This is a genomic window from Nonomuraea sp. NPDC050786, from assembly GCF_040654115.1.
In the GTDB taxonomy this organism is placed as follows: Bacteria; Actinomycetota; Actinomycetes; order Streptosporangiales; family Streptosporangiaceae; genus Nonomuraea.
The window spans coordinates 102,746-128,716 of sequence record NZ_JBFAHJ010000024.1 but is presented as its reverse complement, the minus strand read 5'-3'; the positions used below and the strand labels follow the sequence as shown (position 1 = coordinate 128,716).

Below are 25,971 nucleotides of genomic sequence, written 5' to 3'. Positions count from 1 at the left end.
CGCGGGACTGACTGCGGCGCCGGCGGCCGCGAGGGCGGGGTTCGAGCCGCAATGGAGGAATCAGATGCACCAACGCGGAGTACGCCGGGGCCTCGTCGCCTGGGTCTTAGCCCTCTGCCTGGTCGGCGTCGCGGTGGCGAGCACGGTCACGGCGCAGGCTGCCTCGGCCGGGTGCCAGGTCACGTACACCGTCGGCTCGCAGTGGGGCGGCGGCTTCAGCGCCAACGTGGCGATCAAGAACCTCGGTGATCCACTGGCGAGTTGGGTCCTGCGCTGGTCCTTCGGAGCCGGGCAGACGGTCAGCCAGGCATGGAACGCCGGCGTGACGCAGAACGGCAGCGCGGTGACCGCCTCCAACGTGAGCTGGAACGGCACCCTGGCAACGGGCGCCAGCACCTCGTTCGGATTCAACGGCACCTGGAACAACTCCAGCAACCCCGTGCCGGCCAGCTTCACGGTCAACGGCGTCACCTGTACGGGCACCGTGACCCCGACCGTGACCCCCACCTCGCCCATGTCACCGACGCCGGGCAACCCGCCGGCGCGTACGGTGCGGGTCTACTGGCTCAAGCCGTCGGACGTGGCGTACGACCAGCGCTACCCGGACGGCATCACCAAGGTCATGCAGGAGGCCCAGCGCTTCTTCAAGCAGGAGCTGGGCAAGACGTTCACGTTGAACAGCCCGGTGGTCGAGGTCGTCAACGGCGACCACCCGCGAAGCTGGTACGAGAACACGCCGAACTGCGGTGAGAAGTACTGGTGGGCGGTCTGCAACATGCAGGAAGAACTGCGCCGCAAGTTCGGCCTGGGCGCGCCGGACAGCCGCTGGCTCAACGTCGGCGAGGTCAGCGCCGAGGGCGACGGTGCCGGCGGTGGCGGCGGCAACGGATGGGTGATCCTCAGCGGCCACGACGCTGACGGCGCCGCGGGCGTCAACGGCCCGATGAACCGCTGGTACGGCGGCATGGCGCACGAGCTGGGACACGCGTTCGGCCTGCCCGACGCCACGTCCACCGATGGCACGTGCATGTCGGCGTCCCTCTACGACTACCCGAACTGCCACTTCAGCCAGGCGCAGAAGGACAGCATCCTCCGCGGCCCCTACAGCAGCTTCCTCTCCTGATCGGTGACGGGCGGCGTGACCGTCCGTCACGCCGCCCCGCGATCGGTCGTACGGTAGCGGAGTGATCGCACGCCAGAGCCAGCTCGTCATCGACTGCGCAGCCCCCGCCCGCCTGGCCGCCTTCTGGGCCGCCCTCCTGGGCGGGACAGCAGTGGATCGCGATCCCGGGTGGTCTTCGGCCGATGTCCCGACAGGGCTACGGCTGGCGTTCCAGAAGGTCCCGGAGCCCAAGTCGGGCAAGAACCGCTTGCACCTGGACGTCGCCGTGGATGACATCGAGGCGGCGGTACGGCTCGCCGGTGAGCTCGGCGCCGACACCGTGGGCGAGCTGCAGCGCGACGCGGTCGGCGCGTTCCAGGTGATGGCCGATCCGGAAGGCAACGAGTTCTGCTTCGTCTCCCCCTGAATCAAGCGGCGTCCCGGCCGTCGCCCCGGGGGGCCGCCCGGCGCGCGCCCACATGAAGGGCCGCGACCCGGGCCGGTGCCGGCGGACGTGCTCGGCCGTCGAGGAGCGCACTCGCGTCTCCGTCAACGGCCGAGCATCGACTGATTCGCTAACTGCAGTGCTCGAAGCCGCTGGTGTACGAGCTGCTGCCGACCGAGCCGCCCCACTTCACGCACTGCCCGGCCGCGTTGCGCCTGACCGGCCCCGCGTAGTAGTCGTAGCTGCCCGAGTCGGTCGTCCTGCTCGCCCCTTCCGGCTCGAGGAAGGCCGACACCGACGACGCCGTGCCCAGGCTCGTGCTCTTCAGCGTCACCACGCAGTTGTAGCCGTTGCCCGAGTTGTACAGGAGGTAGGTGCGACCACCGGTGAGGGCGGCCGAGTCGATGACCGCGTAGCCGCTGCCGCAGACGCCCTCAGGGGTGTAGGGGTTGCCGCCGCTGCAGGCGTTGGTGCTCCTGATGGCCGTCTTCTGGCCCAAGGAGACGGTCACGCCCTCCACGGTCGGGCTGGTGTCCACCGTACCGGCGGAGTTCCGCTGTTCGTAGTGCAGGTGCGGGGCGTTGGAGCCGCCCGTCGAGCCGACGGTCCCGATCGCGGTGCCCTGGCTGACGGTCATCGAGCCGCCGGCCGCCTTCACCATGGTCGCGAGGTGGGCGTAGCGGGTCCTGGTGCCGTCGCTGTGACGGATCTCGATCCACTTGCCGTAGCTCGTGCTGCCCGCGTCGTAGAAGTACGCGGTGCCCGCGGCGGTGGCACGTACGGTCTCGCCGTCGATGTCGTCGCCCCCGTAGTCCTGCCAGTCGATGGCACCCGAGGGGCTGTGGTCGGGGAGCCAGTTGTTGGCGTAGAACGTCTTGCCGCAGTTGAAGGGACTCTTGTGAGACACAGCCAGGACGCTGGCATCCTGCGCTGAGGCCGCCTGGGGGATCAGTGCCGCCGCGAAGGTGACCAGCAGGGCAGTGATCGTGGAACGGAGGGTCTTAGGCCAGGTCGGCCTGCCGAGTGTGGGCATGCTCACCTCTCTGAACGGGTGCGTATGGGGGGATACGCGCTCCTCGATGTCGATGAGCTCCTGGCGAGGCGGCATCGTGATCAATATCGGTGGGAGGGGAAGGCCGTCGTCAGGAACGTTTCGACATCTCGCCGCCCATGCGATTGGACGGGTCGATCATGAACATAGCCTTGAAGGTTCTCTTCATCAATCTCTATGAATGTGAAATTTTGTGGCTGCCATGCTCGGCGCCCACCCCCGGCGGCACGGTCGCGAGCGCCTGACGGCCGTCGCGAGCAGACGGCTCGGTGGCGGCGCCGGTGAAGGAGAGGTGGCCCGACACCGGCGCCGGGCCAGATCCCCTAGGCGCGGCCAGGACAGCGTCATCTCAGAACGTCTTCCACAGCGCCTCGGCAGCCAGGGCGACCAGCAGCACGCCCACCGATACGACGCCGACCGCCAAGAATGGCGCCTTCTTGACGTCCCTGCGCTGGAACATCGCATATTCCTGCACGAATCTGGAGCAGACCGTGAGGCAGCCGACAGCGGCCGTCACGGCGACACCCGTACTGCTCGTCCCCCCGAGCATGTCGGCGACCACGAAGAAATAGATGAGCTCGAAGACGACCAGCGTGGCCGCCGTCACCGTGCCCCATTCCCGCCAGACCGTCCCGCGCAGCGCGCGCTCGGCCCTGGCCAGATGTGCCATATGCCGCCGCCGCCGTCCGGACAGGCGCCGTCGTATTTCCATGGCCACGGAATCGAACCTGTCCGCCTGCCGCCGAGCGCGTTTTCTCGGACGCCACTCGCTGATTCTGCTCGTGCCCATAAGCACCTTTCCCCCGGGGCTCGTGCTGACCAGGAAACGAATTCGCTGATCACCGAGTTCCGCAGTGGAGGCGGCGCGTGACCGGAGCGGCCGGCGGACACCCCGACCATCGTGAGAGAGCGCTCTCTTGACACCGATGCTGATGCTGCCGCAAGGTACCCGTAAAACTGCATCCGTGGATCCGATGAGGTGACACGCATGGTCCGCACCCCCCATTCCAGACCCTTGCCCGTCATCGGTGCCGCTCTCGTCGCGTTGATCGCGCTGCTCGTCCCCCTGACAGGCACCGCGAACGCCGCTCCCGCCCCCGGTCCGCTCGTCTGGTCCGACGAGTTCAACGGCGCCGCCGGCGCCGCCGTCGACCAGTCGAAATGGCGCTTCGACATCGGCGGCAGCGGCTGGGGCAACAACGAGCAGCAGTACTACACCAGCAGCACCCGCAACGCGGCGATGGACGGCGCCGGCAACCTGGTGATCACCGCGCGCCGGGAGAACCCGTCCAATTACCAGTGCCACTACGGCACCTGCCAGTACACCTCCGCCCGCCTGCTCACCGCGGCCACCTTCACCCGGGCGTACGGGCGGTTCGAGGCGCGCATGAAGCTGCCGCGCGGCCAGGGCATCTGGCCGGCCTTCTGGATGCTCGGCAACGACATCGGCTCGGTCCAATGGCCCAACAGCGGCGAGATCGACATCATGGAGAACATCGGCCGCGAACCCAGCACCGTTCACGGCACCATCCACGGCCCCGGTTACTCCGGCTCCGGAGGCATCGGCGCCCCGTACTCGATCAACGGCGCGTTCGCCGACGCGTTCCACACCTTCGCCGTCGACTGGTCCCCGAACCTCATCATCTGGTACGTCGACGGCGTCGAGTACCAGCGCCGGACACCGGCCGACCTCGGCGGCAACCGCTGGGTGTTCGACCACCCGTTCTTCCTGATCATGAACGTGGCGGTCGGCGGCTACTGGCCCGGCTACCCCGACGCCTCCACTGCCTTCCCGCAGACCATGACCGTCGACTACGTCCGCGTCTACGCCCCGCCGACCGGGGGCTCGGGTGGCGGCCAGATCACCGGCATCGGCGGCAAGTGCGTGGACGTCGCCGGCGCGGGCACCGCCAACGGCACAGCCATCCAGCTCTGGGACTGCAACGGCACCGCCGCCCAGAGCTGGACGTGGAACAGTGACGGCTCGGTGCGCGCGCTCGGCAAGTGCATGGACGTCACCAGCGGCTCCACGGCCAACGGCGCGCAGGTGCAGCTGTACGACTGCAACGGCACGGGCGCCCAGAAATGGACCTACGACTCGGGCACCGGCCAGATAGTCAACCCCCAGGCCGGCAAGTGCCTCGACGCGACGGGCGTCAGCTCGGCCAACGGCACGCGACTGCAGATCTGGGACTGCGCGGGCAGCGCCAACCAGCGGTGGACGCGCGCCTGACCTTCCACCAGCTGAAGGGCTCCTTCCGGCTGGAAGGAGCCCTTCAAGCCGCAGTGGCGGCCCACGGCGGGACGCGGTGGAGGCGGCGCCCGGCTGTCAGCCCTTGCTCCAGATCGCCGCGATGGTGTCGCCGTTGGTGTCCAGCACCTCGGGCTTGTATCCCAGCGCCTTCAGCTCGGTGGCCTTGAGCGTGTACGTCACGCGCGACAGCTTCAGGTACTCCTTCAGGCCGGTCGCGCTGCCCTTGCTCCACACGGTGGTGTAGAGGTTGCCGGGCTCGATGGACATGAGAACGGGCTGCAGGCCCTGCTTCGCCTTGGCCAGCAGCTCCTGGCCGCGCTGCTCCACGGTCTGCCCGGTGGTCACCTGGACGGTGCCCGCGACGCCCCCGACGACCCAGACGGCCGCGTAGAGGGGCTTCTCGACCGTGCCGTACACGTCCAGCGAGGCCAGGGTGTAACCGGCGGCGGCGAGCTTGGTGTTGAGGGTGACGAAGGCGTCCTTGGTGAGGTCGAGCTTCGACTGGACCTTCTCGGTGGTCTTCTCGAACACTGCCGCGAAGACGGCGCCCGCACCCGAACCGGTGCCGGAGATCAAGGTCGGCTGGTAGCCGAGCTTCAGCTGGTCAGCGATGCGCTGCTGCAGGCTGGTCGCCGACAGGCCCTGCAGGACGTTCACCTTGCGGGCGGTGTCCTTGACCCAGACGGACGTGTACTGCGGGTTGGCCGCGTTGGTCACGCTCAGCGCCTCGGGCACATAGCCCGTGTTCAGCAACTGCTTGACACGCTGCAACTGCTCGGTGGCGCCGAGAGCCGGATAAGAGAGCCAGTCCAGCGGGCTGCTCTGGACGGTCTGAGCGGTGGTCGTGGTGCGCTGTTCGGCGATCGCTGGGGACGCGAGAGCCAGCATGGGAGCGGCGGCCGCCGCCACTGCGGTGGTCAGGGCGACGATCCTCGGGGTCCGCATGATCCTCCTAGGTAATGGTTGTCCCAATCCCGGACGAGGAGCGACCATAACAAAGGATGAGGGAGAGTTCACCATCAGTCACCATAATTCTCACAAATCTCGTCAGAAAGCTGGAGGCCCAGGAGTCAACTCCAGCCTCAAGAGGGGCAGGGGCGGCATGCCGCGCAAGGCCGCCGCCGCTACGCTTTCTTCATGATCACGACCTGGGAGTCCACGGCGTCAGGCGTGCTGCGGCTGCCCTCGGGCAGGCTCGTCCGCGGCCGGGGACTGAGACATCCGCTCCCGGAGGGCCCGCGCCCGGAGTTCGCTCTCTATCTGCTGGGCCGCCGCCCCCCGTCCGTCGACTGGGAGCACCGGTGGGTGCGCTGGCCCGACTTCTGGCTGCCGTCCGACCGGGAGGCGGCAGCCGACGCGCTGCGCGAGGCGTGGGCACGCGCCGGGTCCGAGCGCGTCGAGGTGGCCTGCGGTGGCGGTCGCGGACGCACCGGCACGGCGCTGGCCTGCCTGGCCGTGCTCGACGGGGTGCCCGCCGACCGGGCCGTCGCCTACGTACGCGAGCACTACTCGGCACACGCCGTCGAGACCCCCTGGCAGCGCCGCTTCGTCGCGCGCTTCCAGGGATAGCGGCCGGCAAAGGGACGCCGGCTCGTCGCTCGCTTCCAGGGATGGCGGGCGGTAAAGCCGACGCCGGCTCAGCCCACGTTGAGCGGCTCTCGCGCGGCCTCGACCGGCTCCCGGCCGGACGACGAGCGGGTGCCGAGGGCCAGCCCCACGGTCAGGCAGACCAGCGGGATCGCCGGGATCACGTACCGCACGTCAAAGGCGGCCAGGAAGGGCGGGGAGACGACCAGCGCGAGCGCCGCCACGCCGGGCAGGAGCGCGTCCCACCGGCGGCGCAGCAGCGCGGCCGCCAGGCCGCCGACCAGGGCCAGCATGAGCAGCGGGAACGGCACGTAACCGAACCGCTGGTACGCGCGCAGCCACCCCGCGTACGGCTCGACCACCCGGGTGGCGGCCGGCCCGGCCTCGTACGACTCCGCCACCCCCCGCACCGACTCGCTCAGCGGCCGCTCCGCGGTGGGCAGCTTGTACGGCGTCTTCTCGTCCACGGCCGTACGCTCCCAGCGCAGCAGCTGCGTGAGATCGGTCGCGACCGCCGCCAGATACTCGCCCGGCTGCGCGAGGATGGCCTGCCTGGCGAACTCTCCGGCGAGCTGGTTGCGGTTGCTCGTCCCCGGCACCTTGAGCAGCGGCGAGAAGCTCTCCCACAACCAGTGCGGCGGGTACGGGCGCTGCGCCACCGGCATGTCAGGGCAGAGCACGGCCAGCCGCTCCGGTGGCTTGATCACCGCGCAGTCGGCGAAGCTCATGGTCCTGGACCACAGGAAGTTCCCGTCCGCCTCGGTCAGCGCGAACTTCCCCTTCTCCACCTTCATCCAGGTGGCGTACGCGCCCAGCGGGATCGCGCCGGCCACCAGCAGCGCCACGAGCGGGCGCCAGCCGTACCTCCCGATCAGCAGGTACGCGGCCGTCAGGATCAGCAGCGGCAGGCCGACGGTCCTGGTGATCCCGGCCAGGCCGAGCAGCACGCCGCCGACGGCGGCCGTGGCGGGGGTGACGCGCCGGACGACGAGCAGGATCGCGGCCGTGACCAGCACGATGAAGACCGCGTCCGCCATGATCATGTGTTCGAGCAGGATGAGGAACTCGTCGTAGAGCAGCGGGGTGACCAGCAGGGCGGCGCCCCAGCCGGGCAGGCCGCGCCGCCTCAGCAGGGCGTACACCGCGACCGCGAGCCCGAGCATGAGCAGGTGCTGCAGCACGGTCACCAGCGTGAGGCTGTGCGCGGGGCGGAGCAGCGCGAGGAACAGCGAGTATCCGGAGGGTCTGGAGGTGCCGGGAGTCAGGTCCTCGCGCAGGAAGGCGAACGAGTCGCCGTAGAAGAGGATCGACGGCGGGAACCCGAGCACGGCGAGCAGCCGCAGCGCGACCGCGGGCAGCATGGCGATGACCAGGGCGCGATGAGCCAAGGTGGATCTGCTTCCTCGTGTGTCCGGGCCCCCACAATAGTGGGTGTTCCGGACACCGACCGGCCGCACCGGGTGGCCCGCGCGCACAAAGTCACGTGGCCCGGCGGTGATGTCGGGCGAACCGTCGATGATCTCCGCGATGTCGGTGGCCGGAATGCACAGCCCGCGCCGAGCCCGAGCATCACTTCATCGGAAATCCGGTCCACCTGCGGCGCGAATAACGTCGGAAATCATCCGGCCATCGGAGCGCGCTTTCTGATGAACCGCATCAAGTGTCGCCTTGTCTAAATTTACGATGATTGATCCCCCGGGAAAGCCGAGACGTTGACATCGGCCACGACGGTGGAGCAGGGGTGTCGGGGGCTCTGTCGTTGTCCGCGGAATTCCGCCGTGATGGAATGGGCATCGCCATACGCACGACGGTATTCCTGTAACGTCGCCGCCGATAATCACCCAGCGAGATCGGATGGTCATAGAGTCATATGCACCGTGTCACGGCGAAAGACGGCACGTCCATCGCATACGAACGCCTCGGCGACGGCCCGGCGATCATCCTCGTCGGCGGCGCCACGGTCGACCGCTCCGGCAACGCGCAGCTCGCGCAGGAGCTGTCGGGCAGGTTCACCGTCTACAACTACGACCGGCGCGGCCGGGGCGACAGCGGCGACACGCTCCCGTACGCGGTCGAACGCGAGATCGAGGACATCGCCGCGCTCATCGCCGAGGCGGGCGGGGCCGCGCACCTGTTCGGGGCCTCGTCGGGTGGCGCGCTGGCGCTCGAGGCCGCGGCCGCCGGGCTCCCGATCGCCAAGCTGGCCGTGTACGAGGTGCCGTACAACCTGGCCCCCGACGGGCGGGAGCGCTGGCGCGAATACGTCGCGCGGCTCCACACGCTGCTGGCCGAGGGCCGCAGGGGTGACGCGTTCGCCCTGTTCATGGTGACGGCGGGCGCCACGGAGGAGATGGTGGAGCAGGCCCGCAACTCGCCGGCGTGGCCGGGGCTCGAGGCCATCGCGCACACCCTCGCGTACGACGCCGCCTGCCTGGGCGACGGCCGCCCGCCCGCCGATCGCCTGGTGGGGGTCGCCTGCCCGACGCTGGTGGCCACCGGCGGGGCCGGCGCGGATTCGTTCGTGGGCGGGGGAGGCGACTTCTTCGACCGGGCCGCGGACGCGATCGCCGCGTTCGTCCCGGGCGCCGTACGCGAGATCATCGAGGGCCAGACGCACATGGTGGACCCGAAGGCGCTGGCCCCGGTGCTCGCCCGCTTCCTCAGGCGATGATCGCCCGTACGAGGTAGACCCAGCACTACTGCCCGGCCCTCACGCGGGTGGATACGGTCGGAAGGTGCTCAACCGGACCGCGCTGGAGGCGCTCACGCGGCGGCCGCTGCCCTTCCTGGGCTCGGCCTGGCCCTGGCGCTCCGCGGCGTACCTGCTGGCCAGCGCCGTTCCGGGCATGGCCGTCGGGGTCGCGGCGTTCGCCACGATCGCGCTGGGCTGGGTGGCGGCGCCGGTCGTGCTGGTGCTGAGCCTCCCCCTCGTCGCCCGGTTCGAGCGGCGGAGGCTGCGGCTCGTGGACGGCGTTCCGCTGCCCGAGGTGCCGGACAGGCGCCGGCGGGAGGCCGGGCTGGCTCTCTTCACGGTGCTCGCGCTGTGGTGGATGGACCTGATCATGCTGGCGTTCACGATCGGCGGGCCGGTGATCCTGATCCTCTCGCCGGTCGTGCAGCCGCTCGCCGACTCGGTCGCCTTCGTGGCCTCCGTGGGCGGGGTGCTGCTGCTGCCCGTCGCCGCGTACACGATCACCGCCTGGGGCGGCGCGAGAGGCGTGATGGTACGGGCGATGCTCGCGCCGCAGGGCTCCGAGCTGAGCGAGGTGCTGCGGTCACGGGCGAGGCTGGTGGACGCGTTCGAGATGGAGCGCCGCAGGATCGAGCGGGACCTGCACGACGGCGCGCAGCAGCGGCTGGTCGCCCTGTCGATGACGCTCGGTCTGGCCAGGCTGGACCTGCCGGACGACTCGCCCGTGGGCCGGCTGATCGAGCGCGCCCACGGCGAGGCCAAGCAGGCGCTGGCCGAGCTGCGCGAGCTGATCAGGGGGGTGCATTCGCAGGTGCTCACCGACCGCGGGCTGGGCGCGGCGGTCCGCGACGTGGCGGGGCGCTCGCCCGTACCCGTGGAGGTGGACGTCGAGTTCGACGGCCGGCTGCCCGCGCCCGTGGAGGTCACCGCGTACTACGTGGTCAGCGAGGCGCTGGCCAACCTCGCCAAGCACAGCCGGGCCACCAGCGGCGCCGTCACGGCGCGGGTGGAGCGCGGCACGCTGGTCGTCGAGGTGCGCGACGACGGGGCGGGCGGCGCCGACCCGGCCAAGGGGACGGGGCTGACCGGGCTGGCCGACCGGCTCGCCGTGGTCGGTGGGAGGCTTTCCCTGTCCAGCCCGGTCGGAGGGCCGACGTTGATACGAGTGGAGATCCCGTGCGGGTTGTGATCGCGGAGGACGCCGTACTGCTGCGGGAGGGCCTGGTCGGCCTGCTCGAACGGTTCGGCCACACCGTTGCCGCCGCGGTCGGCGACGCGCCCGCCCTGCTCGCCGCCGTGGCCGAGCACCGCCCCGACGCCGTGGTGACCGACGTGCGGATGCCGCCCGGCTTCTCCGACGAGGGGCTGCGGGCCGCGCTGGAGCTGCGCGAACGCCACCCGGAGCTGGCCGTGCTCGTGCTCAGCCAGTACGTCGAGCAGACGTACGCGGCTGAGCTGCTGGAGCCGGGCGCCGGCGCCGGCATCGGCTACCTGCTCAAAGACCGCATCGGCGATGTGCGCGAGTTCGTGGAGGCGCTCGACCGGGTGGTCTCCGGCGGCACGGTCGTGGACCCGGAGGTGGTCCGCCAGCTCCTGAGGCGGCGGCGCGACCCGCTGGCCAGGCTCACCCCGCGCGAGCAGCAGGTGCTCGGCCTGATCGCCGAGGGGCGGACGAACGCGTCGATCGCCAGGGAGCTGTTCGTCACCGAGGCGGCCGTGGCCAAGCACATCGCGAACATCTTCGCCAAGCTCGACCTGCCGCCCGAGTCCGACGGGCACAGGAGGGTGCTGGCGGTGCTGGCCTACCTCAGGTGATGCAGAGCTCGTTGCCCTCCGGGTCGGCGATGGTCACCCACCAGTTGGGCCCCTGGCGGCCGCGGTGCAGCACGGTCGCGCCCTTGGCGGTGAGCCGCTCGACCACGGGGTCGATGTTGTCGGCGCCCACCCGGATGTCGAGGTGCACGCGGTTCTTGACCGTCTTGGGCTCGGGCACGAGCTGGAACAGCACGCGCGGCGCGCGCTCGAGGCCGTCGGGATGCCTGATGGCCGCGCCGGACCTCCAGACCAGCGCGCCGTTGTGGCGGGTCGTGTCGTCGTCGGTGGCATAGCCCTTCTCGATCATCTGGCGGATGAACGCCTCGTCCTGGGGCTCCACCTTCCACCCGAGCGCGTCGGCCCACCAGTCGGCCAGCCGGTGAGGGTCGCTCGTGTCGATCACGACCTGGAAGTCATATGCCATGGTCCAATCCTAAAAGTAGGGTTCCTTGGCATGAACGAGCAGTGGCTTGAGGTCGGCGACCGGGTCTATGTCCGGCGCCACCAGTCGTTCGACATGAACGTGGGTCTGGTTGTGGGCGACGGGCACTGCCTGGTGCTCGACACGCGTAGTTCGCACAGGGAGGCGGCGGACCTGATCGAGGCCGTCAGGAGGATCACCGGCAGCCCGTGGACGGTCGTCAACAGCCACTCCCATTTCGACCACTTCTTCGGCAACGCCCTCTTCGGCCCGGCCGAGATCTGGGGCCACGTCAGGTGCGCCGAGGAGATCGAGCAGTACGGCGAGGAGCAGCGCGCCGTGATGGTCAAGGGGCGGCCCGAGCGGCGCGAGGAGTTCGAGGAGGTCGCGATCGTCCCGCCGGACCACACGTTCACCTCCGCGGCCAGCCTCGACATCGGCGGTCGCATCGTGCACCTACGGCATTTCGGGCTCGGGCACAGCAGCAACGACGTCGTCGTGCACGTGCCGGACGCGGGTGTGGTGTTCGCCGGTGACCTGGTGGAGGAGGGGGCGCCGCCGGCGTTCAGCGACTCGTTCCCGATCGACTGGCCGGCCACCACGGCGGCGATGCTGGAGGAGCTGCCCGAGCAGGTGATCGTGCCGGGGCACGGCGCGGTGGTGGACCGGGCGTTCGTGCAGGCGCAGCACGACGAACTGGCTCTCGTGGCCGAGCTCGCCAGGCGGGCCCACGTGGAGGGCCTGCGCGACCTGATCAAGCTCTTTCCCTATCCGGAGGACGTGACCAGGCAGGCGATCGACAGGGCCTTCCTACAGCTGGACGCCTAAGTTATATTGCAAAGTGCAATATGGAGGGAGGCATCATGGCGCAACGCCAGAGCTTGGTCGGGCTGACCGTGCTGGCCCTGCTCGCCGTGCGCCCGAGCCACCCGTACGAGCTGCACCGGCTCATCATCGACACGCACAAGGACTACATCACCGGCCTGCCGCGCAGCCTCTATCACGCGGTCGAGCGGCTGGCCAAGGACGAGCTGATCGTGCCCGCCAAGACCGACCGCGAGGGCCGCAGGCCGGAGCGCACGGTCTACGAGATCACCGACGAGGGCCGTGCAGAGCTGGCCACCCGGCTCTTCCAGCTCCTGGAGCAGCCCGACCCCGACCGGCGCGGCTTCGTCGCGGCCATCTCGCTCATCGGCTGCCTGCCGCTGACGGAGGCGAAGCGGGCGCTGCGCGGCCGGGGGGCCTCGATCGAGGGCATCCTCGCCGGGATGGAGGCTCACCGGAGGGCCATCGCCGACAGCGGGCTGCCCGAGATCCTGATGCTGGAGGTGGAGTGCGAGCAGGCGCTCTACACAGCCGAGCTCGACTGGGTCAGGAGGCTGATCGACCGGCTCGACGCAGGCGAGCTCGACTGGGAGAGCACGGTCGCGCTGTGAAAGAGGCCGCCGGAGTGCGCCAACACCCCGACGGCCGGACATCCGAACAAGGCGCCTGCCCTGCCCGAACTCGCATTCACAGGATAGGCGCCGCGACACAGGGAGCTGTGCCATGTCCACAGAGAAAGAGATCCTTCACCAGCTCGCGCGCATCGGGGAGACCTGGAACGCCGGGGACTCCGAGGGTTACGCCGGGCTCTTCACCGAGGACGCCGACTACATCACCTTCTTCGGCCTGCATCTCAAGGGCAGGCAGGCCATCGAGGAGGCGCACCGCGAGCTGTTCAAGCTCGACATCAAGCCGGCCGAGGGCGGGCGCTTCGCCTCCTTCCAGAACACGCGGGTGCGCAAGCCATGAGCAGGCGGCTCATCACCGAGGTCGCCGGAGTGATCGCGGCCCCGGTCGAGCAGGTGTGGCCGGTGATCCTCCAGCGCGTTCCGAGCACGGAGCAGGGCGAGCACAGCCTGGCCTACCAGGGTGGCTGGTGGTACCGCGGCGAATGGTCGGTCACCGCCGACCCCGAGGGCACGCGCCTGGTCCACCGCGTCTACGACGTGGCGGGCAACCGCTGGGCCGTCGCCCTGGCCAACCGGCTCTTCATCGGGTTCCGGGAGCGTACGCGCCGGGGGTTCGCCGAGGGTCTGGCCCACATCGGAGCGCAGTTGGGGTGCGCCACCAGGCTCGCCTAGGCTGCCGACCATGGAATGGGGACCCCTGACCCGGGAGGACGCCCGGCCCTTGGCCGAGCTCTGGGCCGCCATGGAGGCCGAAGACAGGAAGGGCGTGCTGCACGGCGTCGACGACGTCGTGGAGCACCTCTCCAGCGAGCTGATCGACCTGGCCGAGGGCACGCTCGCGGCCAGGGACGGCGATCGGATCGTGGCCTTCGGCTGTCTCCCGGTCAGGCAGTCCGCCGACGGCGTCCACATGATGCAGATCACGGGCGGCGTGCACCCGGCCCACCGCAGGCGCGGGCTCGGCAGGCGCGTCATCGACTGGTGCGTCCAGGTGGCGCCGGAGGTGAGCGAGAAGGCTTACCCCGGCGTCCCTCTGGAGCTCCAGCTCGACGTCCACGACGGTCAGCCGGGTCTCGCCGCACTGGTGGAGCAGGCCGGGTTCGCCCCGGTGCGCACGTTCGCCCGCATGGAACGGAGCCTGTCGGGCGACCTGCCCGCGCCCGGGTCGCCGGACGGCTTGTCCATCGCCACCTGGTCGCCCGAGCTCGACGACGGCGCCCGCCAGGTGCGCAACGAGGCGTTCCGCGACCATTGGGGGAGCGTCCAGCACACCCCCGAGAGCTGGCGCGCGCTCATCAGCGGCTCCAGGAACTTCCGCCCCGAGTCGTCGTTCGTGGCGCTGGCCGGGGGCCGCGCGGTGGGCGTGCTGATCACGCACTTCTTCGAGGCCCGCGGGAAGCGCCAGGCGTGGATCCAGATCATCGCCACGGTGAAGGAGTGGCGCGGCAAGGGCGTGGCGAGCGCGCTGATCGGGCACGCCCTTGCCGCGTTCAGGGATCAGGGGTACGAGAGCGCGGGGCTCGGCGTCGACGCCCACAACCCCACGGGAGCCGTCCGCGTGTACTCCCGCGCGGGTTTCGAGATCGCCAAGCGCAGCACCACCTACGCCCTGCGGATCGAGCGGGCCTGATCGGCGCCCCGGACCATCGACCGGTTCAGGGGGTTTTTAGCGGAAATTTCGCGACGAATCCGGAATCTGCGTACTCCAGGGTGCCCTCGTGCAGCAGGGCGATGTCCCGCGCGATCGGCAGCCCGAGCCCGGCGCCGCCCGCGTCCCTGGCCCGCGCCTCGTCGAGCCTGGTGAAGCGGGCGAACACCGCCTCCCGCTGCTCGGGCGGGATCCCGGGCCCGTCGTCCTGCACCTCCAGCACGGCCTGTCCGTCCTCGGCGCGTACGCGTACCCGCACGGTGGAGGCGGCGTGCCGTACCGCGTTGTCGGCCAGGTTCGTCACCAGGCGGTCGAGGTGGGCGCGCGAGCCGTTCATCACCACGTCCGGCTCGATGTCCAGCTCCACCCGCACGTCGGGGCGGCGCCCGGCCCGCAGGGACTCCTCGGCGGCCACCTGGCCCAGGTCCAGCTCGGCGGTGCGCAGCGGCTCGCCGGCGTCCAGCTTGGCCAGGATGAGCAGGTCGGCGGCCAGGGACTGCAGGCGTTCGACGTCGGCCAGCGCCTCGCGGGTGAGCTCGCTGGGCTCGGCCAGCTCCAGGCGGGCGCGCAGGGTGGCGATGGGGCTGCGCAGCTCGTGCGCCGCGTCCGCGACGAAGCGCTTGTGCGTCTCCACCGCCGTCTCCAGGCGGTCGAGGGTGCCGTTCACGGTCGTGGCCAGCGCGGCGATCTCGTCCTTCGAGCCGGGCACGGGCACGCGCTGGTGCAGGTCGCGGGCAGTGATGTCGGCCACCTTGGCCCTGATCGCGGCCACGGGGCCGAGCGCGCGGCCCACCGAGATCCACGTCATCCCGGCCACCACGAGCAGCACGGCGGGAACGCCCGGCAGCAGCGCGCCGTACAGCGTCCGCAGCGCCTCCTCGGCGCCGTCCAGGGAGACCCGCGACCAGACCGTGGCGGGACCGGCCGCGGTGCTCACCTTGAGTCCGGCGACGGCGTACTTCCGCGGCTCCGCCCAGCCGGCGGTCGAGGCCGCCTTGTCGTCGGTCAGCAGCACGTCGGGGTCGGCGAACTTGGCCGTCGTGCCGTCGCTCAGCTGAATCACGCCGTCCTTGCTCGCGATCTGGATCGGCCCGGGCTCTCCCCCGGCAGGCGGCTCCTCCTTGGCCCGCTCGATCTTCAGGGTCTCCACGTACGGAGCCGCGGCCACGGCCTTCCTGGCCGCCTCGGCGTCGGCGTTGCGCTGCAGCGCGCCGCGCAGGACCGCCACCAGCGCCAGGGCAGCCAGGCCCAGGGCGAGGGCCACCACGAGGGTGGCGGCGACGGTCGCCTTCAGGCGCACGGAGGAGAGCACGGCCACCAGCTTCACGCCGCCTCCAACCGGTAGCCGGCCCCGCGGACCGTCATGAGCGTCGTCCTGCCGAAGGGAACGTCGATCTTGCGGCGCAGGGCGCTGATGTAGACCTCGACGATGTTCGGGTCGCCGTCGTAGGAGAAGTCCCAGGCCTGGGCCAGCAGCTCGCTCTTGGAGACCACCTCGCCGGCCCGGCGCGCGAGCGCGTGCAGCACCGCGAACTCCTTCGGCGTCAGCGCGATCTCCGCCTCGCCCCTGCGGCACTTCAGCGCGGCCGGGTCGAGGACCAGGTCGCCCACGGTGATCGAGACGGGCCGCTCCCGCCCGCCCCGCCGCACCAGCGCCCGTAACCTGGCCAGCAGCACTACGTACGAGAACGGCTTGGCCAGGTAGTCATCGGCCCCGTTGTCGAGCGCCTCGGCCTCGTCGTAGATGCCGTCCTTGGCCGTGAGCATCATGATCGGCGTCCAGTCGCCGGCCTCGCGCAGCCTGGAGCAGAGCGCGTACCCGTTCATCCTGGGCAGCATCACGTCCAGCACGATCACGTCGTACGTGTTCTCGGTGGCCATCCACAGGCCGTCGCGCCCGTCGTGGGCCACGTCCACCGCGAAGCCCTCGCCCGCCAGGCCGCCCTTCACCAGCTCGGCCAGCCGCTCCTCGTCCTCCACCAGTAGCACTCGCACACCGATCAGCGTGCCTCAGGTCACCTAAAGCCAACCTGAAGATCATTTAGGTCCTCTTCAGGATCGTTTAAGGTACGCCGCGCCAGGCTCGAGGCGTTCGACCGATCCCAGTGAGGAGAATCCATGTTCAAGCGACGTCTCGCGGTGCTCGGCGCGGTCGCCGTACTCGCCATCACCGGCCTGGCCGGCTCCGCCATGGCCGACGAGACCCCGGCCGCCCCCGGCGCCAAGGTGACCTGCAAGACCGCCGACGGCAAGACCATCACCCTGCCCGAGATCGGCGGCAAGGTCGCCACGGGCGACGGCAAGGCGAAGCTGATCCAGCCCGACGACAAGCTGAAGATCGACCGCGTTCCCGGCAGCGAGGCCCTTCCGCCGGACGTGGTGAAGGCCAAGCCGCTCCCGGACGGCGAGCTCCCGCCGGACGTGGTGAAGGCCAAGCCGCTCCCGAACGGCGAGCTCCCGCAGGGCGTGAAGATCGAGCGGCTCCGGGACGGCGTGAAGGTCGAGGCGCTCCCGGACGGGAAGCTCCCCGAAGGCGTGGAGGCCGCCCCCGCGCGGCCGGCGGAGCCCGGGGATGAGGCTTTCGAGCTTGCGCGGCCGCGGGCCGGCGCGCCCGAGGGCGCCGGGAAGGTGCTGCTCATCTGCGAGAAGGCCGGCTGAGCTCACTCCGCGAAGGACGGGTGCGGCCCCAGCGCCCAGTACTCGTAGAGTCCGTGGCCGACGAGCCCGTCGTACTCGAAGCGCCCGACGGCGTCCACCATGCCCCACATCCTCGCGGCGTCGTCGGGCAGCCGGTACGTCACGCCCTGCACGACGGGCCCCTCGCCCTGGTACATCCCGTGCTTCCAGTCCGGCTCGAGCCCGTAGCCGGTGCCGACCATGAGATGCACCGGCAGGAGGGGAGTGCAGCGCACGTCGAACGGCTTGCCGCCGGGCGGGGAGAAGGTGATCGTGGCCTCGACGACGTCGCGGGTGCCGGGGGCGTAGACCGGGCGGTACTCCGGCCTGCCGAGGTACTCCTCCTCGCGCCCGTCCGACCACACGCGTACGGCCTCCTCCAGCACCCGGCGGCCGCGCTCGTCCTCCTGGATGATGCAGAGAATGGCGTGGTCATCGAAGCGCATGGGCGCGTAGAGCCAGTAGAACGTGCCGGGGTTCTTGGCCTGGATGCCGGGCGGCTCGGGCTCGCCGACCGGCCTGATGCCCCAGGACCGGTCCCTGGTGCCCTGCCAGCGGTCGGGTGTGACCGGTATGTCCTCCTCGCCGATCCTGATATTTCCGGACCAGACCCCTGTCTGCGCCAGCCGTACCGAGTCGAACATGACCCGCTCCTGCCACCGCAGGAAGTGCCGGGGCTCCAGGGTCGCGGGGATCGTGCCCTCCCAGAGGAGGTCGAAGGAGAGGCCGTGCTCGTTCGGCTCCAGGACCACCCTGAGGCGCTTGAGCCCTTCGAGCACCTCGACGCGGAACGGGCCTGTCTCGGTGTTCATCCGGTCGGGGCCCAGCTCGCGGGAGGCCCGTACGACGCGGTGCAGGTCTCTGTGACGTACGCAGGCGAAGGCGTCGGTGACGCCCAGGTTGGGGTACTGGCCGAGGCCGACGATCAGCATGAGCTCGTCGGTGCCGGGGTGGCAGTTGAAGTAGTAGCGGTCGTAGAAGTTGCGATCGGAGGTGGCGACGTGCCGCATGACCTGGGCGGTCTGGTGGACGGGGTAGTCGTCCAACGGGGAGAGGGCCATGTCCGGGTTTGTAACAAGCGCTTGGTGGCGCGTCAACGGGCTCGGAACAGAGAAGCGCGCCCTCGGACTCGCATCCGGGGGCGCGCTTCTCTTGCCGGCGGCACCGGCAGCGGCAAATCAGGACATCTTGCGCGATGCCTCGTCCGCCTTGTTCGACACATTGGTCGCCATCCGGTCGGCGGACTCGGCCGTCCTGTCCGCCTTCTCGCTGACCCAGCGTGACGCATCCGAGGCGGATTCCTTCATGTGCTCGGTCCACTGCTGAGCGTTGCGGCGATAGAACATGTAACCCATCGTCCCCACCGCCACACCGGTCAGCAGCATGAGCATGGGCCATCGCCGCGACCGCGTGGGCTTGGGATCGATTCTCCTGGCCGCCCGGGTCAGCATCGAGCTGACCGCGGGAGCGACCTGCTCCTCGATCCCGTGCGCCGCGGACTCCAGCCGCGGCGCCGCCCAGTAACGGGCGTCCTCGAAGCGCTGGGCGGCGGCCATCTTGGCCTGGTCCGCCATGGGCGCCATTCGGTGGCCGGTTCGTACGGCCCGGGCCTTCATGCGGCCCATCCACGTGGCGGGAACCTCTATGACCACGCGGCGTCTCTTCAGTGTCAGGGACACGACAACCTCCCCTGTCGTTGGATCCCGAGCCTGACCTTCCCTGGACGAGGCGGCTCAATCCTGGACAGCCGTGGGAGGATGGCTCTAATGGCCGAACGGCCATGGCTCTGAAACATCACGAACCAACCCTGTACAGAGGGGGGCAGCTGTCTCGTGGCTGAGAAGCTGATCGCTAATCTGAAGACCAATCGCGGCGATATCAAGGTCGAACTCTTTCCCACCAAGGCGCCGAAGACGGTGCGTAACTTCGTCGAGCTTGCAGAAGGCACGCGCGAGTGGACGCACCCGGGCACCGGTGACAAGAGCACCGACCGTTACTACGACGGCACGATCTTCCACCGGGTCATCTCCGGCTTCATGATCCAGGGCGGTGACCCGCTCGGCCAGGGCATCGGCGGCCCCGGCTACGAATTCGACGACGAGATCCACCCCGAGCTCTACTTCAACCGCCCGTACCTGCTGGCCATGGCCAACGCGGGCGTCCGGTTCGGCAAGGGGACCAACGGGTCGCAGTTCTTCATCACGGTCGTGCCCACGCCTCACCTGAACGGCCGGCACACCATCTTCGGCGAGGTGGTCGAGGGCCAGGACGTCGTGGACGCCATCGCCAAGACCAGCACCGACCGCCGCGACCGACCGGTGGAGGACGTCGTCCTGGAGTCGGTCACCATCGACCGCGTCCAGTCCTGACCTGAACGCGCCTGCTCGGCCCGGAGCCTGGACCCACCCCTCCACCCAGGCTCCGCCCGGCCCTGCCCGCCCACCGTCCCCCACTCCCGCCCGGACCCCGCACGCTCGCCTGCCGCCGCGGCTCCCGCATGCGACAGTGCCGGGCGGGCAGCGCCGGGCAGGCAGCGCCGGGCAGGCAGCGCCGGGCAGGCAGTGCCGGACGGCCGGCTCGGGCTGGGCGGGCGAAGCAGCCCTGGAGGGGCGGCGTGGGGCGGGTGGCGAGCCTGGGGCGGCGGGCTGGCCGGTGGGACGCAGGCAGGGAGCGTAGGTCATAGGCTTCCGGTTATGACCAGCCAGCCGCCCAGCCCGCCACAGCAGCCCGAGCAGCCCGCTGAGGCGGTGCCCACGTGCTACCGGCACCCGGACAAGGAGACCTGGGTGCGCTGCCAGCGCTGCGAGCGCCCCATCTGCCCCGACTGCATGCGCGACGCCTCCGTGGGCTTCCAGTGCCCGGAGTGCGTGGCCGAGGGCAACGCGGCCATCCGCCAGGCCAGATCCACCTTCGGCGGCAGCGTCGTACGCACGCCGATCGTGACGTACGCGATCCTGGCCATCACCGCGTTGGTCTTCGGCGGCCAGCTGCTGACGGGCAACGCGCTCGGCGCCGCACTGGCGATGTGGACACCGGGAGTGGTCAACGGCGAGTATTACCGCCTGGTCACCGTCGCCCTGGTGCACGACAGCGGCAACCCGCTCCACCTGCTCTTCAACGGCTGGGCCATCTTCGTGATCGGCCCGTACCTCGAACGAGCCTTCGGCCATCTCCGTTACGCGGCCGTCTACCTGCTCAGCGCGCTGGGCGGCTCGGTGCTCAGCCTCTGGCTCGACCCGCTGACCACGGCCACGGTCGGCGCCTCGGGGGCCGTCTTCGGCATGTTCGGCGCCGTCTTCGTGGTGGGCCGCAGGCTCAATCTGGACGTGCGAGGCATCACCCTGATCATCGGGCTCAACCTCGCCATCACGTTCGTGCTGCCCGCGATCTCCGGTCTGCGCATCAGCTGGACCGGTCACGTCGGCGGCCTGATCACCGGGACGCTGCTGGCGGCGGCCCTGGCCTACGCCCCCACGCGCAACAGAGCCCTCTGGCACGTGCTGGCCATCGTGGGGACGCTGGCGGTGCTGGCCGTGCTCGTGATGGTGCGGACCTCGGCCATCATCGCCAGCGTGAGCTGACTTCCCCAGCCTGTGGAAAAGACTGTGGAAAGAACTAACGCCAGCGGGTGGAAAGCACTACACCGAAGACGATGAAAACAAACCCGATCAGCAGGTTCCAGTTCTGGAGGTCTTTGAAGAAGGGCGTCGTCGGTGCGACGTAGTAGACGGCGATCCACAGGATGCCGATGATCCACGCCACCACCATCGTGGGCGCCAGCCAGCGCGGGCTGACCTTGACCTGCTGCGTTCTCTGCGGCGGCGTGTAGACCGCCTTCTTGCGAGCCTTGGACTTGGGCACTGGTAACTCCTGCTGAGGGCCTGGGCATCCGGATCGTCCGCAGGCTCTGGCGTTAAGCGTAGTTGAAGGTCCCCAGGATAGTCGCCACGCGCGGGACATGGCGATCCCGGGCCGTCGCATCTCGCCGGAATAAACTCGTCGAATGCGGACCATGCTCCGGGCCATGGGGGAGACGAGCATCACCGCGGGCCTGATCCTGATGTTGTTCTGTGCCTACCTGCTCTGGGGCACCGGCGTGTACACCGAGCGAGAGCAGGAACGGCTCCAACACGAACTGGCGGTGACGAAGCAGGGCAGACCAGGGGCGAAGAAGCCGGACAAGCCCGTGCCGGGCTCGGCCCTCGCTCTGCTGCGCATCCCCAAGCTTGGCCCGCACTACTCGTACGCCGTGGTCGAGGGCGTGGAGACCGAGGACCTGAAGAAGGGTCCCGGGCACTATCCCGGCAGCGCCATGCCCGGCCAGGTCGGGAACTTCGCGCTGGCGGGGCACCGCACCACGTACGCGGCCCCGTTCAACGAGATCGACCAGCTCGAACGCGACGACGAGATCGTCGTGGAGTCCCGCGAGGCCCGCTACACGTACCGGGTGACCTCGCACGACGTCGTCGAGCCCACCGAGATCGACGAGTTCGCCCCTGTGCCCGGCAAGCCCGACATCCGGCCGATCCGGGCCTTCATCACGCTGTCCACCTGCCACCCCGAATACTCGGCCGCCCAGCGCTACATCGTGCACGGGGTGCTCAAGGACATCGAGCCGAGGGAGGAGTGACATGTACGCCTGGCTCTGGCGCAAGCTGCCCGGCACCGCGTGGGTCAAGATGCTGACGGCCGCCGTGCTGGTCGCTGTCACGGTGGCCGTACTGTGGGAGGTCGTCTTCCCGCTGCTCGAGCCCATGGTGACGCTTGACGAGGTGAACGTAAGGAAATGAGCCGTGTGCTGGTTGTGGACAACCACGACAGCTTCGTCCACACCATCGTGCAGTATCTGCGCGAGCTGGGTGCCGACTGCGACGTTCGCCCGCGCGACGACGTACGCGTGAGCGACGCCGACGGCTTCGACGGCGTCCTCATCAGCCCCGGCCCCGGCACCCCCGAGGCGGCCGGCGTGAGCGTGCCCCTGGTCCGTCACGCGGCCGAGAGCGGCCGGCCGCTGCTCGGCGTCTGCCTCGGCCACCAGGCCATCGCCGTCGCGTACGGCGCCACCGTCTCCCGCGCGCCCGAGCTCGTGCACGGCATGACCAGTGCCGTGGCCCACGACGGCAAGGGCGTGTTCGAGACGCTGCCCTCGCCCGTGCGGATGACCCGCTACCACTCGCTCGCCGTGCTGCCCGGGACCGTCCCCCAGGTGCTCGACGTGACCGCCCGCACCGAGGACGGCGTCATCATGGGCCTGCGCCACCGCGAGGCGCCCATCGAGGGCATCCAGTTCCACCCCGAGTCCGTGCTGTCGGAGCACGGCCACCGGCTGCTCCAGAATTGGCTGCGCCGGATCGTGTAACGAACGTCTTCCGCCGAGCGACTACCAAATGAGCGTCCCCGCCGTTGCCCCCGAGCGGCGGGGGCGTTTTGTGTGCGCGCAGGCGACAGAAGCCCCCCGGGAAGACGAAGAAAAGGGCCGCCCGGGAAACCGGGCGGCCCTTTTCGCTGCCTTGATCAGCCTCCGAGCCCGTCGTCGCCGAGCGGGTTGTCCTCGGTCTGCTGCTCGTCCTCGGACGGGGTGTCCGTCTGCTCCTCCGTGGGCTGCTCCGTCGGCTGCTCGTTGGTGGGCGGCTGCTCCGAGTTCAGCTCGGGACCGGTGGAGACCACGATCGTCACCGTCGTGCCCGCCGTGTACTTGGCGCCCTCACCCGGGTTCTGCTGGATGACCGTACCCTCGGGCTGGTCGCTCGGCTGCTCCGAGACCCTGGGCTTGAAGCCGGCAGCCCTGAGTTGGTCGGACGCGTCCTTGACGGTGAGCCCGATCACGCTGGGCACCTCGCCGAGCTCCTTGGGCACGTAGAGGGTGACGATGCTGTCCTTGTCGACTTCCTCGCCGGCCTTGGGGTCGGTCTCGATGACCGTGCCCTGCTTCTTGGAGGAGTTCTTGGTCTTGACCGTGCCGCGCAGCCCGGCGTCCTCCAGCGCCTTCATGGCGTCTTCCTGGGACATGCCGATGAGGCCGTCGGGCACCTTGATCTTGGCCGGGCCCTTGGAGATGACAAGCTTGACGTTGGAGCCCTTGTCGACCTTGGTGCCCTCGGGCGGATCGGTCTTGATTACGCTGCCCTTGTCGACGTCGTCGCTGTTCTCTTGGACGACTTCGACCTTGAACTGGAGATCCTCCAGCTGCTTCTTCGCGTAGTCCTTCTCCTGGCTGACCAGGGACGGGATCGCGATCTGGGTGTCGGTCGGCGTGCCCTTCGAACCGAACACCATGTAGCCGACCGTGATGAAGGCGCCGATGATCAGCAGCGGGATGACGATCCAGAGCGCGGTCTTGACGGCGTTGTTGCCGCCTCCGCCGCTCGCCCGGCGCCGCCCGCCGCGTCCGCCGCCGTCACCGTCGCCGTACTCGTACGGGGGGACCGCGGTGGTGCGCTGCGTGGCCGGGCCCTGCGCCGCCTGGGTCGCGGTCATCATCCGCGTGCCCTGGACGTTGTGGTTGGCGGTCATCGCCATCGTCTGGGCGTCGGTCGGCATCCCGGACATCGCCCGCTGGATGTCGGCCCGCATCTCGCCCGCGCTCTGGTAGCGGTGGGCCGGGTCCTTGGCCATGGCCTTGAGCACGATCGCGTCGGCCCACTGGGGGATGTCGCGGTCGATCTGCGACGGCGGGATCGGCTCCTCGCGTACGTGCTGGTAGGCGATCGCGACAGGGGAGTCGCCGGTGAACGGCGGCTGCCCGGTCAGCAGCTCGTAGAGCACGCAGCCGGTGGAGTAGATGTCGCTGCGCGCGTCGACCCGCTCGCCCCGCGCCTGCTCAGGCGACAGGTATTGAGCCGTGCCGATCACCTGGGCCGTCTGCGTCATCGTGGCCGCGGAGTCGGCCATCGCACGCGCGATGCCGAAGTCCATCACCTTGACGTCGCCCGCCCGCGTGATCATCACGTTGGCCGGCTTGATGTCGCGGTGGACGATGCCGCCACGGTGGCTGTAGTCGAGCGCCCGCAGGATGCCGTCGACCAGCTCGACCGCGCGCTCCGGCAGCAGCCGCTTGTCCTGGCGCAGCAGGTCGCGCAGCGTCCGGCCGTCGACGTACTCCATCACGATGTACGGCACGGGTGCGCCATCGGTGACGTCCTCGCCGGTGTCGTAGACCGCGACCACGGCCGGATGGTTCAGCGACGCCGCGGACTGGGCCTCGCGGCGGAACCGGGCCTGGAAGGTGTGGTCACGCGCCAGGTCGGACCGGAGGGTCTTGATCGCGACTATGCGGTCCAGCCGGATGTCTCGGGCACGATACACCTCGGCCATGCCGCCGCGCCCGACGACACCGTCGAGCTCGTAGCGACCTCCGAGTAGCCGAGGCTGAGTCATTTCCTGCACTGTCCCTTACCGTTCATCTTGGGTACCGGCCTGCTCGGGGGGCCGCCGGTGTCCATCATCGACCCCATAGCGCATCACGTCTCCTCCTTGGGCGGGTTTGTAGCACCCGGGTCCGGCGAGGCGGTGGGTGTCGGAGTTCTCTGTGTCGTGGTGGGCGTCGGGGTGGGTGTGGGTGTCGGGGTTCGGGTGGTCGGGGTCGGTTTCGGTGTCGGCTTCTTTGTGGGAGTTGCTGACTTGCTTACCGTAGCTGACCGCGAGGGTATAGGCCTCGGCGACTTCACCGGAACCACAGGGGGGCGCCTGGTGTGTTTCTTCTTCGGCGTGGGCGACGGCTGCTCCGACGTGCGTACGGCCGACCTGCTCGGCTCGGCCACCTCGGGCGTCGCCGTCTCGGCGGGCGGGCTGCCGCCGAGCGTGATGGCGGTGAGCCCCACCGCGGCCGCGCAGCCGGCGGCGGCCACCAGGGCGAGCGCCCTCTTGGGACGCCTTCCCCCGGCCGGCTCCTGCAGCGTGGTGGCCTGGTCGAGGTGGTCGGTCTCCTGCTCGTCCTCCAGCGCGGCCTCGCGTACGCGGAAGCCGCCCGGGTCGGTGAGCATGCTGAGGTCGGCGACCGGCGCGGCGCCGGCCAGCGACTCGCGCAGCACGTACGCCCGGTCGGCCGCCTCCATCGCCGTGGCGGGGCGCCGCGCGGGGTCCTTGGCCAGCAGCGCCATGACGAGGTCGCGCACCGGCGCGGGCACGTCCACGCCGAGCGGCGGCGGCAGCTCGTTGAGGTGCTGCAGCGCGATCGCCACCTGGCTCTCGCCCTGGAACGGCGTGCGCCCGGCCAGGCACTCGTAGGCCACCACGCCCAGCGAGTAGAGGTCGGTCGCGGGCGTGAGCGGGAACCCCTGGGCCTGCTCGGGGCTGACGTACTGGGCGGTGCCCAGCACGGTGCCCGTCTGCGTGACCGGCGCGGCCTCCAGTGCCCTGGCGATGCCGAAGTCCGTGACCTTGATGGCACCCTCGGAGGTGACCAGCAGGTTGCCCGGCTTGATGTCGCGGTGGATGATCCCGGCGGAGTGCGCCACGTGCAGCGCCTTGGCCGTCTGGTGGACCACGTCGAGCGTCACCTCGGGCCCGATGGCGCCGTTGCGGGCCAGGATGGCCGAGAGCGGCTCGCCGTGCACCAGCTCCATCACGAGATAGGCCAGATCGCTCTGCTCGCCGTAGTCGAAGATCTGCGCCACTCCCGGGTCGGCCAGGGCCGCGGTCAGGCGCGCCTCGTTCCTGAACCGCTCGCGGAAAGTGGGGTCCGCGTAGATGTGGCTACGCAGGATCTTCACCGCCACCTCACGCCCGAGCAGCTCGTCACGGGCACGCCACACCTCTCCCATACCGCCTGTGGCGATGCGGGAGAGCAGGAGGTAGCGGTTACGGAGCCGCATGACCCAGCAGGTT

General features: G+C 70.0%; 30 protein-coding genes. 18 read left to right on the top strand and 12 right to left on the bottom strand.

Features of this window, described 5'->3' with window-relative positions; translation table 11 throughout:
- Window positions 1-64 precede the first annotated feature (64 nt).
- Together AB0H84_RS35485 and AB0H84_RS35480 are read left to right on the top strand one after the other, a co-directional pair.
- Window positions 65-1,123, top strand: a complete 1,059-nt coding sequence (locus AB0H84_RS35485; RefSeq protein WP_357614293.1) for a cellulose binding domain-containing protein — start codon at window positions 65-67, stop codon at window positions 1,121-1,123.
- 61 nt (window positions 1,124-1,184) lie between these two features.
- On the top strand, window positions 1,185-1,529 hold the full coding sequence (locus tag AB0H84_RS35480; protein WP_357614291.1) for a VOC family protein: 345 nt from the start codon (window positions 1,185-1,187) through the stop codon (window positions 1,527-1,529).
- A 148-nt stretch (window positions 1,530-1,677) separates the two neighbouring features.
- On the opposite strand, the gene AB0H84_RS35475 is transcribed toward AB0H84_RS35480, so the two are convergent.
- Together AB0H84_RS35475 and AB0H84_RS35470 are read right to left on the bottom strand one after the other, a co-directional pair.
- Entirely contained in the window at window positions 1,678-2,655 is a 978-nt protein-coding gene (locus AB0H84_RS35475; RefSeq protein WP_357614288.1) for a M23 family metallopeptidase, read from the bottom strand.
- A 292-nt stretch (window positions 2,656-2,947) separates the two neighbouring features.
- Window positions 2,948-3,310, bottom strand: coding sequence for a hypothetical protein (locus AB0H84_RS35470; protein ID WP_357614285.1), 363 nt, complete (start codon window positions 3,308-3,310; stop codon window positions 2,948-2,950).
- Window positions 3,311-3,586: 276 nt separating this feature from the next.
- Here AB0H84_RS35470 and AB0H84_RS35465 point away from each other — a divergent pair, with 276 nt between their 5' ends.
- Window positions 3,587-4,831, top strand: coding sequence for a lectin (locus AB0H84_RS35465; protein WP_357614282.1), 1,245 nt, complete (start codon window positions 3,587-3,589; stop codon window positions 4,829-4,831).
- 96 nt (window positions 4,832-4,927) lie between these two features.
- Here AB0H84_RS35465 and AB0H84_RS35460 read toward each other — a convergent pair whose 3' ends face one another.
- Entirely contained in the window at window positions 4,928-5,797 is an 870-nt protein-coding gene (locus tag AB0H84_RS35460; protein WP_357614279.1) for a hypothetical protein, read from the bottom strand.
- Window positions 5,798-5,989: 192 nt separating this feature from the next.
- Between AB0H84_RS35460 and AB0H84_RS35455 the strand changes: the two genes are divergently transcribed.
- Window positions 5,990-6,421: a protein-tyrosine phosphatase family protein gene (locus tag AB0H84_RS35455; protein WP_357614276.1), complete on the top strand. Its 432-nt coding sequence runs from the start codon at window positions 5,990-5,992 to the stop codon at window positions 6,419-6,421.
- Window positions 6,422-6,489: 68 nt separating this feature from the next.
- Here the strand turns inward: AB0H84_RS35455 and AB0H84_RS35450 are convergent, their stop codons facing one another.
- Entirely contained in the window at window positions 6,490-7,827 is a 1,338-nt protein-coding gene (locus AB0H84_RS35450; protein WP_357614273.1) for a hypothetical protein, read from the bottom strand.
- A gap of 482 nt (window positions 7,828-8,309) precedes the next feature.
- Between AB0H84_RS35450 and AB0H84_RS35445 the strand changes: the two genes are divergently transcribed.
- The 3 genes from AB0H84_RS35445 to AB0H84_RS35435 all read left to right on the top strand — a co-directional run bounded on the left by AB0H84_RS35445 (window position 8,310) and on the right by AB0H84_RS35435 (window position 10,946).
- Window positions 8,310-9,110, top strand: a complete 801-nt coding sequence (locus AB0H84_RS35445; RefSeq protein ID WP_357614270.1) for an alpha/beta hydrolase — start codon at window positions 8,310-8,312, stop codon at window positions 9,108-9,110.
- A gap of 64 nt (window positions 9,111-9,174) precedes the next feature.
- Window positions 9,175-10,320 (top strand): histidine kinase, encoded by a 1,146-nt coding sequence (locus AB0H84_RS35440; protein WP_357614267.1) that lies wholly within the window; start codon window positions 9,175-9,177, stop codon window positions 10,318-10,320.
- The gene (locus tag AB0H84_RS35435; protein ID WP_357614264.1) at window positions 10,308-10,946 is read left to right on the top strand and encodes a response regulator transcription factor; all 639 of its coding nucleotides are present in this window, start codon (window positions 10,308-10,310) and stop codon (window positions 10,944-10,946) included. Before AB0H84_RS35440 ends, AB0H84_RS35435 begins: the two co-directional genes overlap by 13 nt.
- Here the strand turns inward: AB0H84_RS35435 and AB0H84_RS35430 are convergent.
- Complete coding sequence (locus AB0H84_RS35430) at window positions 10,939-11,370, bottom strand: VOC family protein (RefSeq protein WP_357614261.1); 432 nt, start codon at window positions 11,368-11,370, stop codon at window positions 10,939-10,941. The two genes, AB0H84_RS35435 and AB0H84_RS35430, sit on opposite strands and share 8 nt — an antisense overlap.
- Window positions 11,371-11,400: 30 nt before the next feature.
- Between AB0H84_RS35430 and AB0H84_RS35425 the strand changes: the two genes are divergently transcribed.
- From AB0H84_RS35425 to AB0H84_RS35405, 5 genes are all read left to right on the top strand, one after another.
- Window positions 11,401-12,195 (top strand): MBL fold metallo-hydrolase, encoded by a 795-nt coding sequence (locus tag AB0H84_RS35425; protein WP_357614258.1) that lies wholly within the window; start codon window positions 11,401-11,403, stop codon window positions 12,193-12,195.
- Between the two features lie 35 nt (window positions 12,196-12,230).
- Window positions 12,231-12,803, top strand: a complete 573-nt coding sequence (locus tag AB0H84_RS35420) for a PadR family transcriptional regulator (protein WP_357614255.1) — start codon at window positions 12,231-12,233, stop codon at window positions 12,801-12,803.
- A gap of 112 nt (window positions 12,804-12,915) precedes the next feature.
- Complete coding sequence (locus AB0H84_RS35415; protein WP_357614252.1) at window positions 12,916-13,161, top strand: SgcJ/EcaC family oxidoreductase; 246 nt, start codon at window positions 12,916-12,918, stop codon at window positions 13,159-13,161.
- A complete protein-coding gene (locus AB0H84_RS35410) occupies window positions 13,158-13,493 on the top strand; it encodes a hypothetical protein (protein ID WP_357614249.1) in 336 nt (111 codons plus the stop codon). The genes AB0H84_RS35415 and AB0H84_RS35410 overlap by 4 nt, the downstream gene beginning before the upstream one ends.
- A 10-nt stretch (window positions 13,494-13,503) precedes the next feature.
- The gene (locus AB0H84_RS35405; RefSeq protein WP_357614246.1) at window positions 13,504-14,451 is read left to right on the top strand and encodes a GNAT family N-acetyltransferase; all 948 of its coding nucleotides are present in this window, start codon (window positions 13,504-13,506) and stop codon (window positions 14,449-14,451) included.
- Between the two features lie 25 nt (window positions 14,452-14,476).
- On the opposite strand, the gene AB0H84_RS35400 is transcribed toward AB0H84_RS35405, so the two are convergent.
- Both AB0H84_RS35400 and AB0H84_RS35395 read right to left on the bottom strand, forming a co-directional pair.
- Window positions 14,477-15,796: an ATP-binding protein gene (locus AB0H84_RS35400; RefSeq protein ID WP_357614243.1), complete on the bottom strand. Its 1,320-nt coding sequence runs from the start codon at window positions 15,794-15,796 to the stop codon at window positions 14,477-14,479.
- On the bottom strand, window positions 15,793-16,464 hold the full coding sequence (locus AB0H84_RS35395) for a response regulator transcription factor (protein ID WP_357614241.1): 672 nt from the start codon (window positions 16,462-16,464) through the stop codon (window positions 15,793-15,795). The genes AB0H84_RS35400 and AB0H84_RS35395 overlap by 4 nt, the downstream gene beginning before the upstream one ends.
- A 123-nt stretch (window positions 16,465-16,587) precedes the next feature.
- Between AB0H84_RS35395 and AB0H84_RS35390 the strand changes: the two genes are divergently transcribed.
- Window positions 16,588-17,127, top strand: a complete 540-nt coding sequence (locus tag AB0H84_RS35390) for a hypothetical protein (protein WP_357614238.1) — start codon at window positions 16,588-16,590, stop codon at window positions 17,125-17,127.
- A gap of 2 nt (window positions 17,128-17,129) precedes the next feature.
- Here AB0H84_RS35390 and AB0H84_RS35385 read toward each other — a convergent pair whose 3' ends face one another.
- Entirely contained in the window at window positions 17,130-18,206 is a 1,077-nt protein-coding gene (locus AB0H84_RS35385; RefSeq protein WP_357614235.1) for a hypothetical protein, read from the bottom strand.
- A 117-nt stretch (window positions 18,207-18,323) separates the two neighbouring features.
- Window positions 18,324-18,824: a YtxH domain-containing protein gene (locus AB0H84_RS35380; protein ID WP_357614232.1), complete on the bottom strand. Its 501-nt coding sequence runs from the start codon at window positions 18,822-18,824 to the stop codon at window positions 18,324-18,326.
- A 153-nt stretch (window positions 18,825-18,977) separates the two neighbouring features.
- On the opposite strand from AB0H84_RS35380, the gene AB0H84_RS35375 reads away from it, so the two are divergent.
- Window positions 18,978-19,514, top strand: coding sequence for a peptidylprolyl isomerase (locus tag AB0H84_RS35375; RefSeq protein WP_357614230.1), 537 nt, complete (start codon window positions 18,978-18,980; stop codon window positions 19,512-19,514).
- A gap of 324 nt (window positions 19,515-19,838) precedes the next feature.
- Complete coding sequence (locus tag AB0H84_RS35370; RefSeq protein ID WP_357614227.1) at window positions 19,839-20,726, top strand: rhomboid family intramembrane serine protease; 888 nt, start codon at window positions 19,839-19,841, stop codon at window positions 20,724-20,726.
- 34 nt (window positions 20,727-20,760) lie between these two features.
- On the opposite strand, the gene AB0H84_RS35365 is transcribed toward AB0H84_RS35370, so the two are convergent.
- Window positions 20,761-21,006: a cell division protein CrgA gene (locus AB0H84_RS35365; protein ID WP_357614224.1), complete on the bottom strand. Its 246-nt coding sequence runs from the start codon at window positions 21,004-21,006 to the stop codon at window positions 20,761-20,763.
- 142 nt (window positions 21,007-21,148) lie between these two features.
- Between AB0H84_RS35365 and AB0H84_RS35360 the strand changes: the two genes are divergently transcribed.
- From AB0H84_RS35360 to AB0H84_RS35350, 3 genes are read left to right on the top strand one after another with little or no spacing between them, the layout of a single operon-like run.
- Window positions 21,149-21,775 carry a class E sortase gene (locus AB0H84_RS35360; RefSeq protein ID WP_357614221.1) on the top strand — a complete coding sequence of 209 codons (627 nt, stop codon included), beginning with the start codon at window positions 21,149-21,151 and terminating at the stop codon, window positions 21,773-21,775.
- A gap of 1 nt (window position 21,776) precedes the next feature.
- Window positions 21,777-21,935, top strand: coding sequence for a hypothetical protein (locus AB0H84_RS35355; RefSeq protein WP_357614218.1), 159 nt, complete (start codon window positions 21,777-21,779; stop codon window positions 21,933-21,935).
- The gene (locus AB0H84_RS35350) at window positions 21,932-22,504 is read left to right on the top strand and encodes a gamma-glutamyl-gamma-aminobutyrate hydrolase family protein (protein WP_357614216.1); all 573 of its coding nucleotides are present in this window, start codon (window positions 21,932-21,934) and stop codon (window positions 22,502-22,504) included. Before AB0H84_RS35355 ends, AB0H84_RS35350 begins: the two co-directional genes overlap by 4 nt.
- A 155-nt stretch (window positions 22,505-22,659) precedes the next feature.
- Here the strand turns inward: AB0H84_RS35350 and pknB are convergent, their stop codons facing one another.
- Window positions 22,660-24,522, bottom strand: a complete 1,863-nt coding sequence (gene pknB / locus AB0H84_RS35345; protein ID WP_357614214.1) for a Stk1 family PASTA domain-containing Ser/Thr kinase — start codon at window positions 24,520-24,522, stop codon at window positions 22,660-22,662.
- 83 nt (window positions 24,523-24,605) lie between these two features.
- Window positions 24,606-25,958, bottom strand: a complete 1,353-nt coding sequence (locus tag AB0H84_RS35340) for a serine/threonine-protein kinase (RefSeq protein WP_357614211.1) — start codon at window positions 25,956-25,958, stop codon at window positions 24,606-24,608.
- Between the last annotated feature and the right edge of the window lie 13 nt (window positions 25,959-25,971).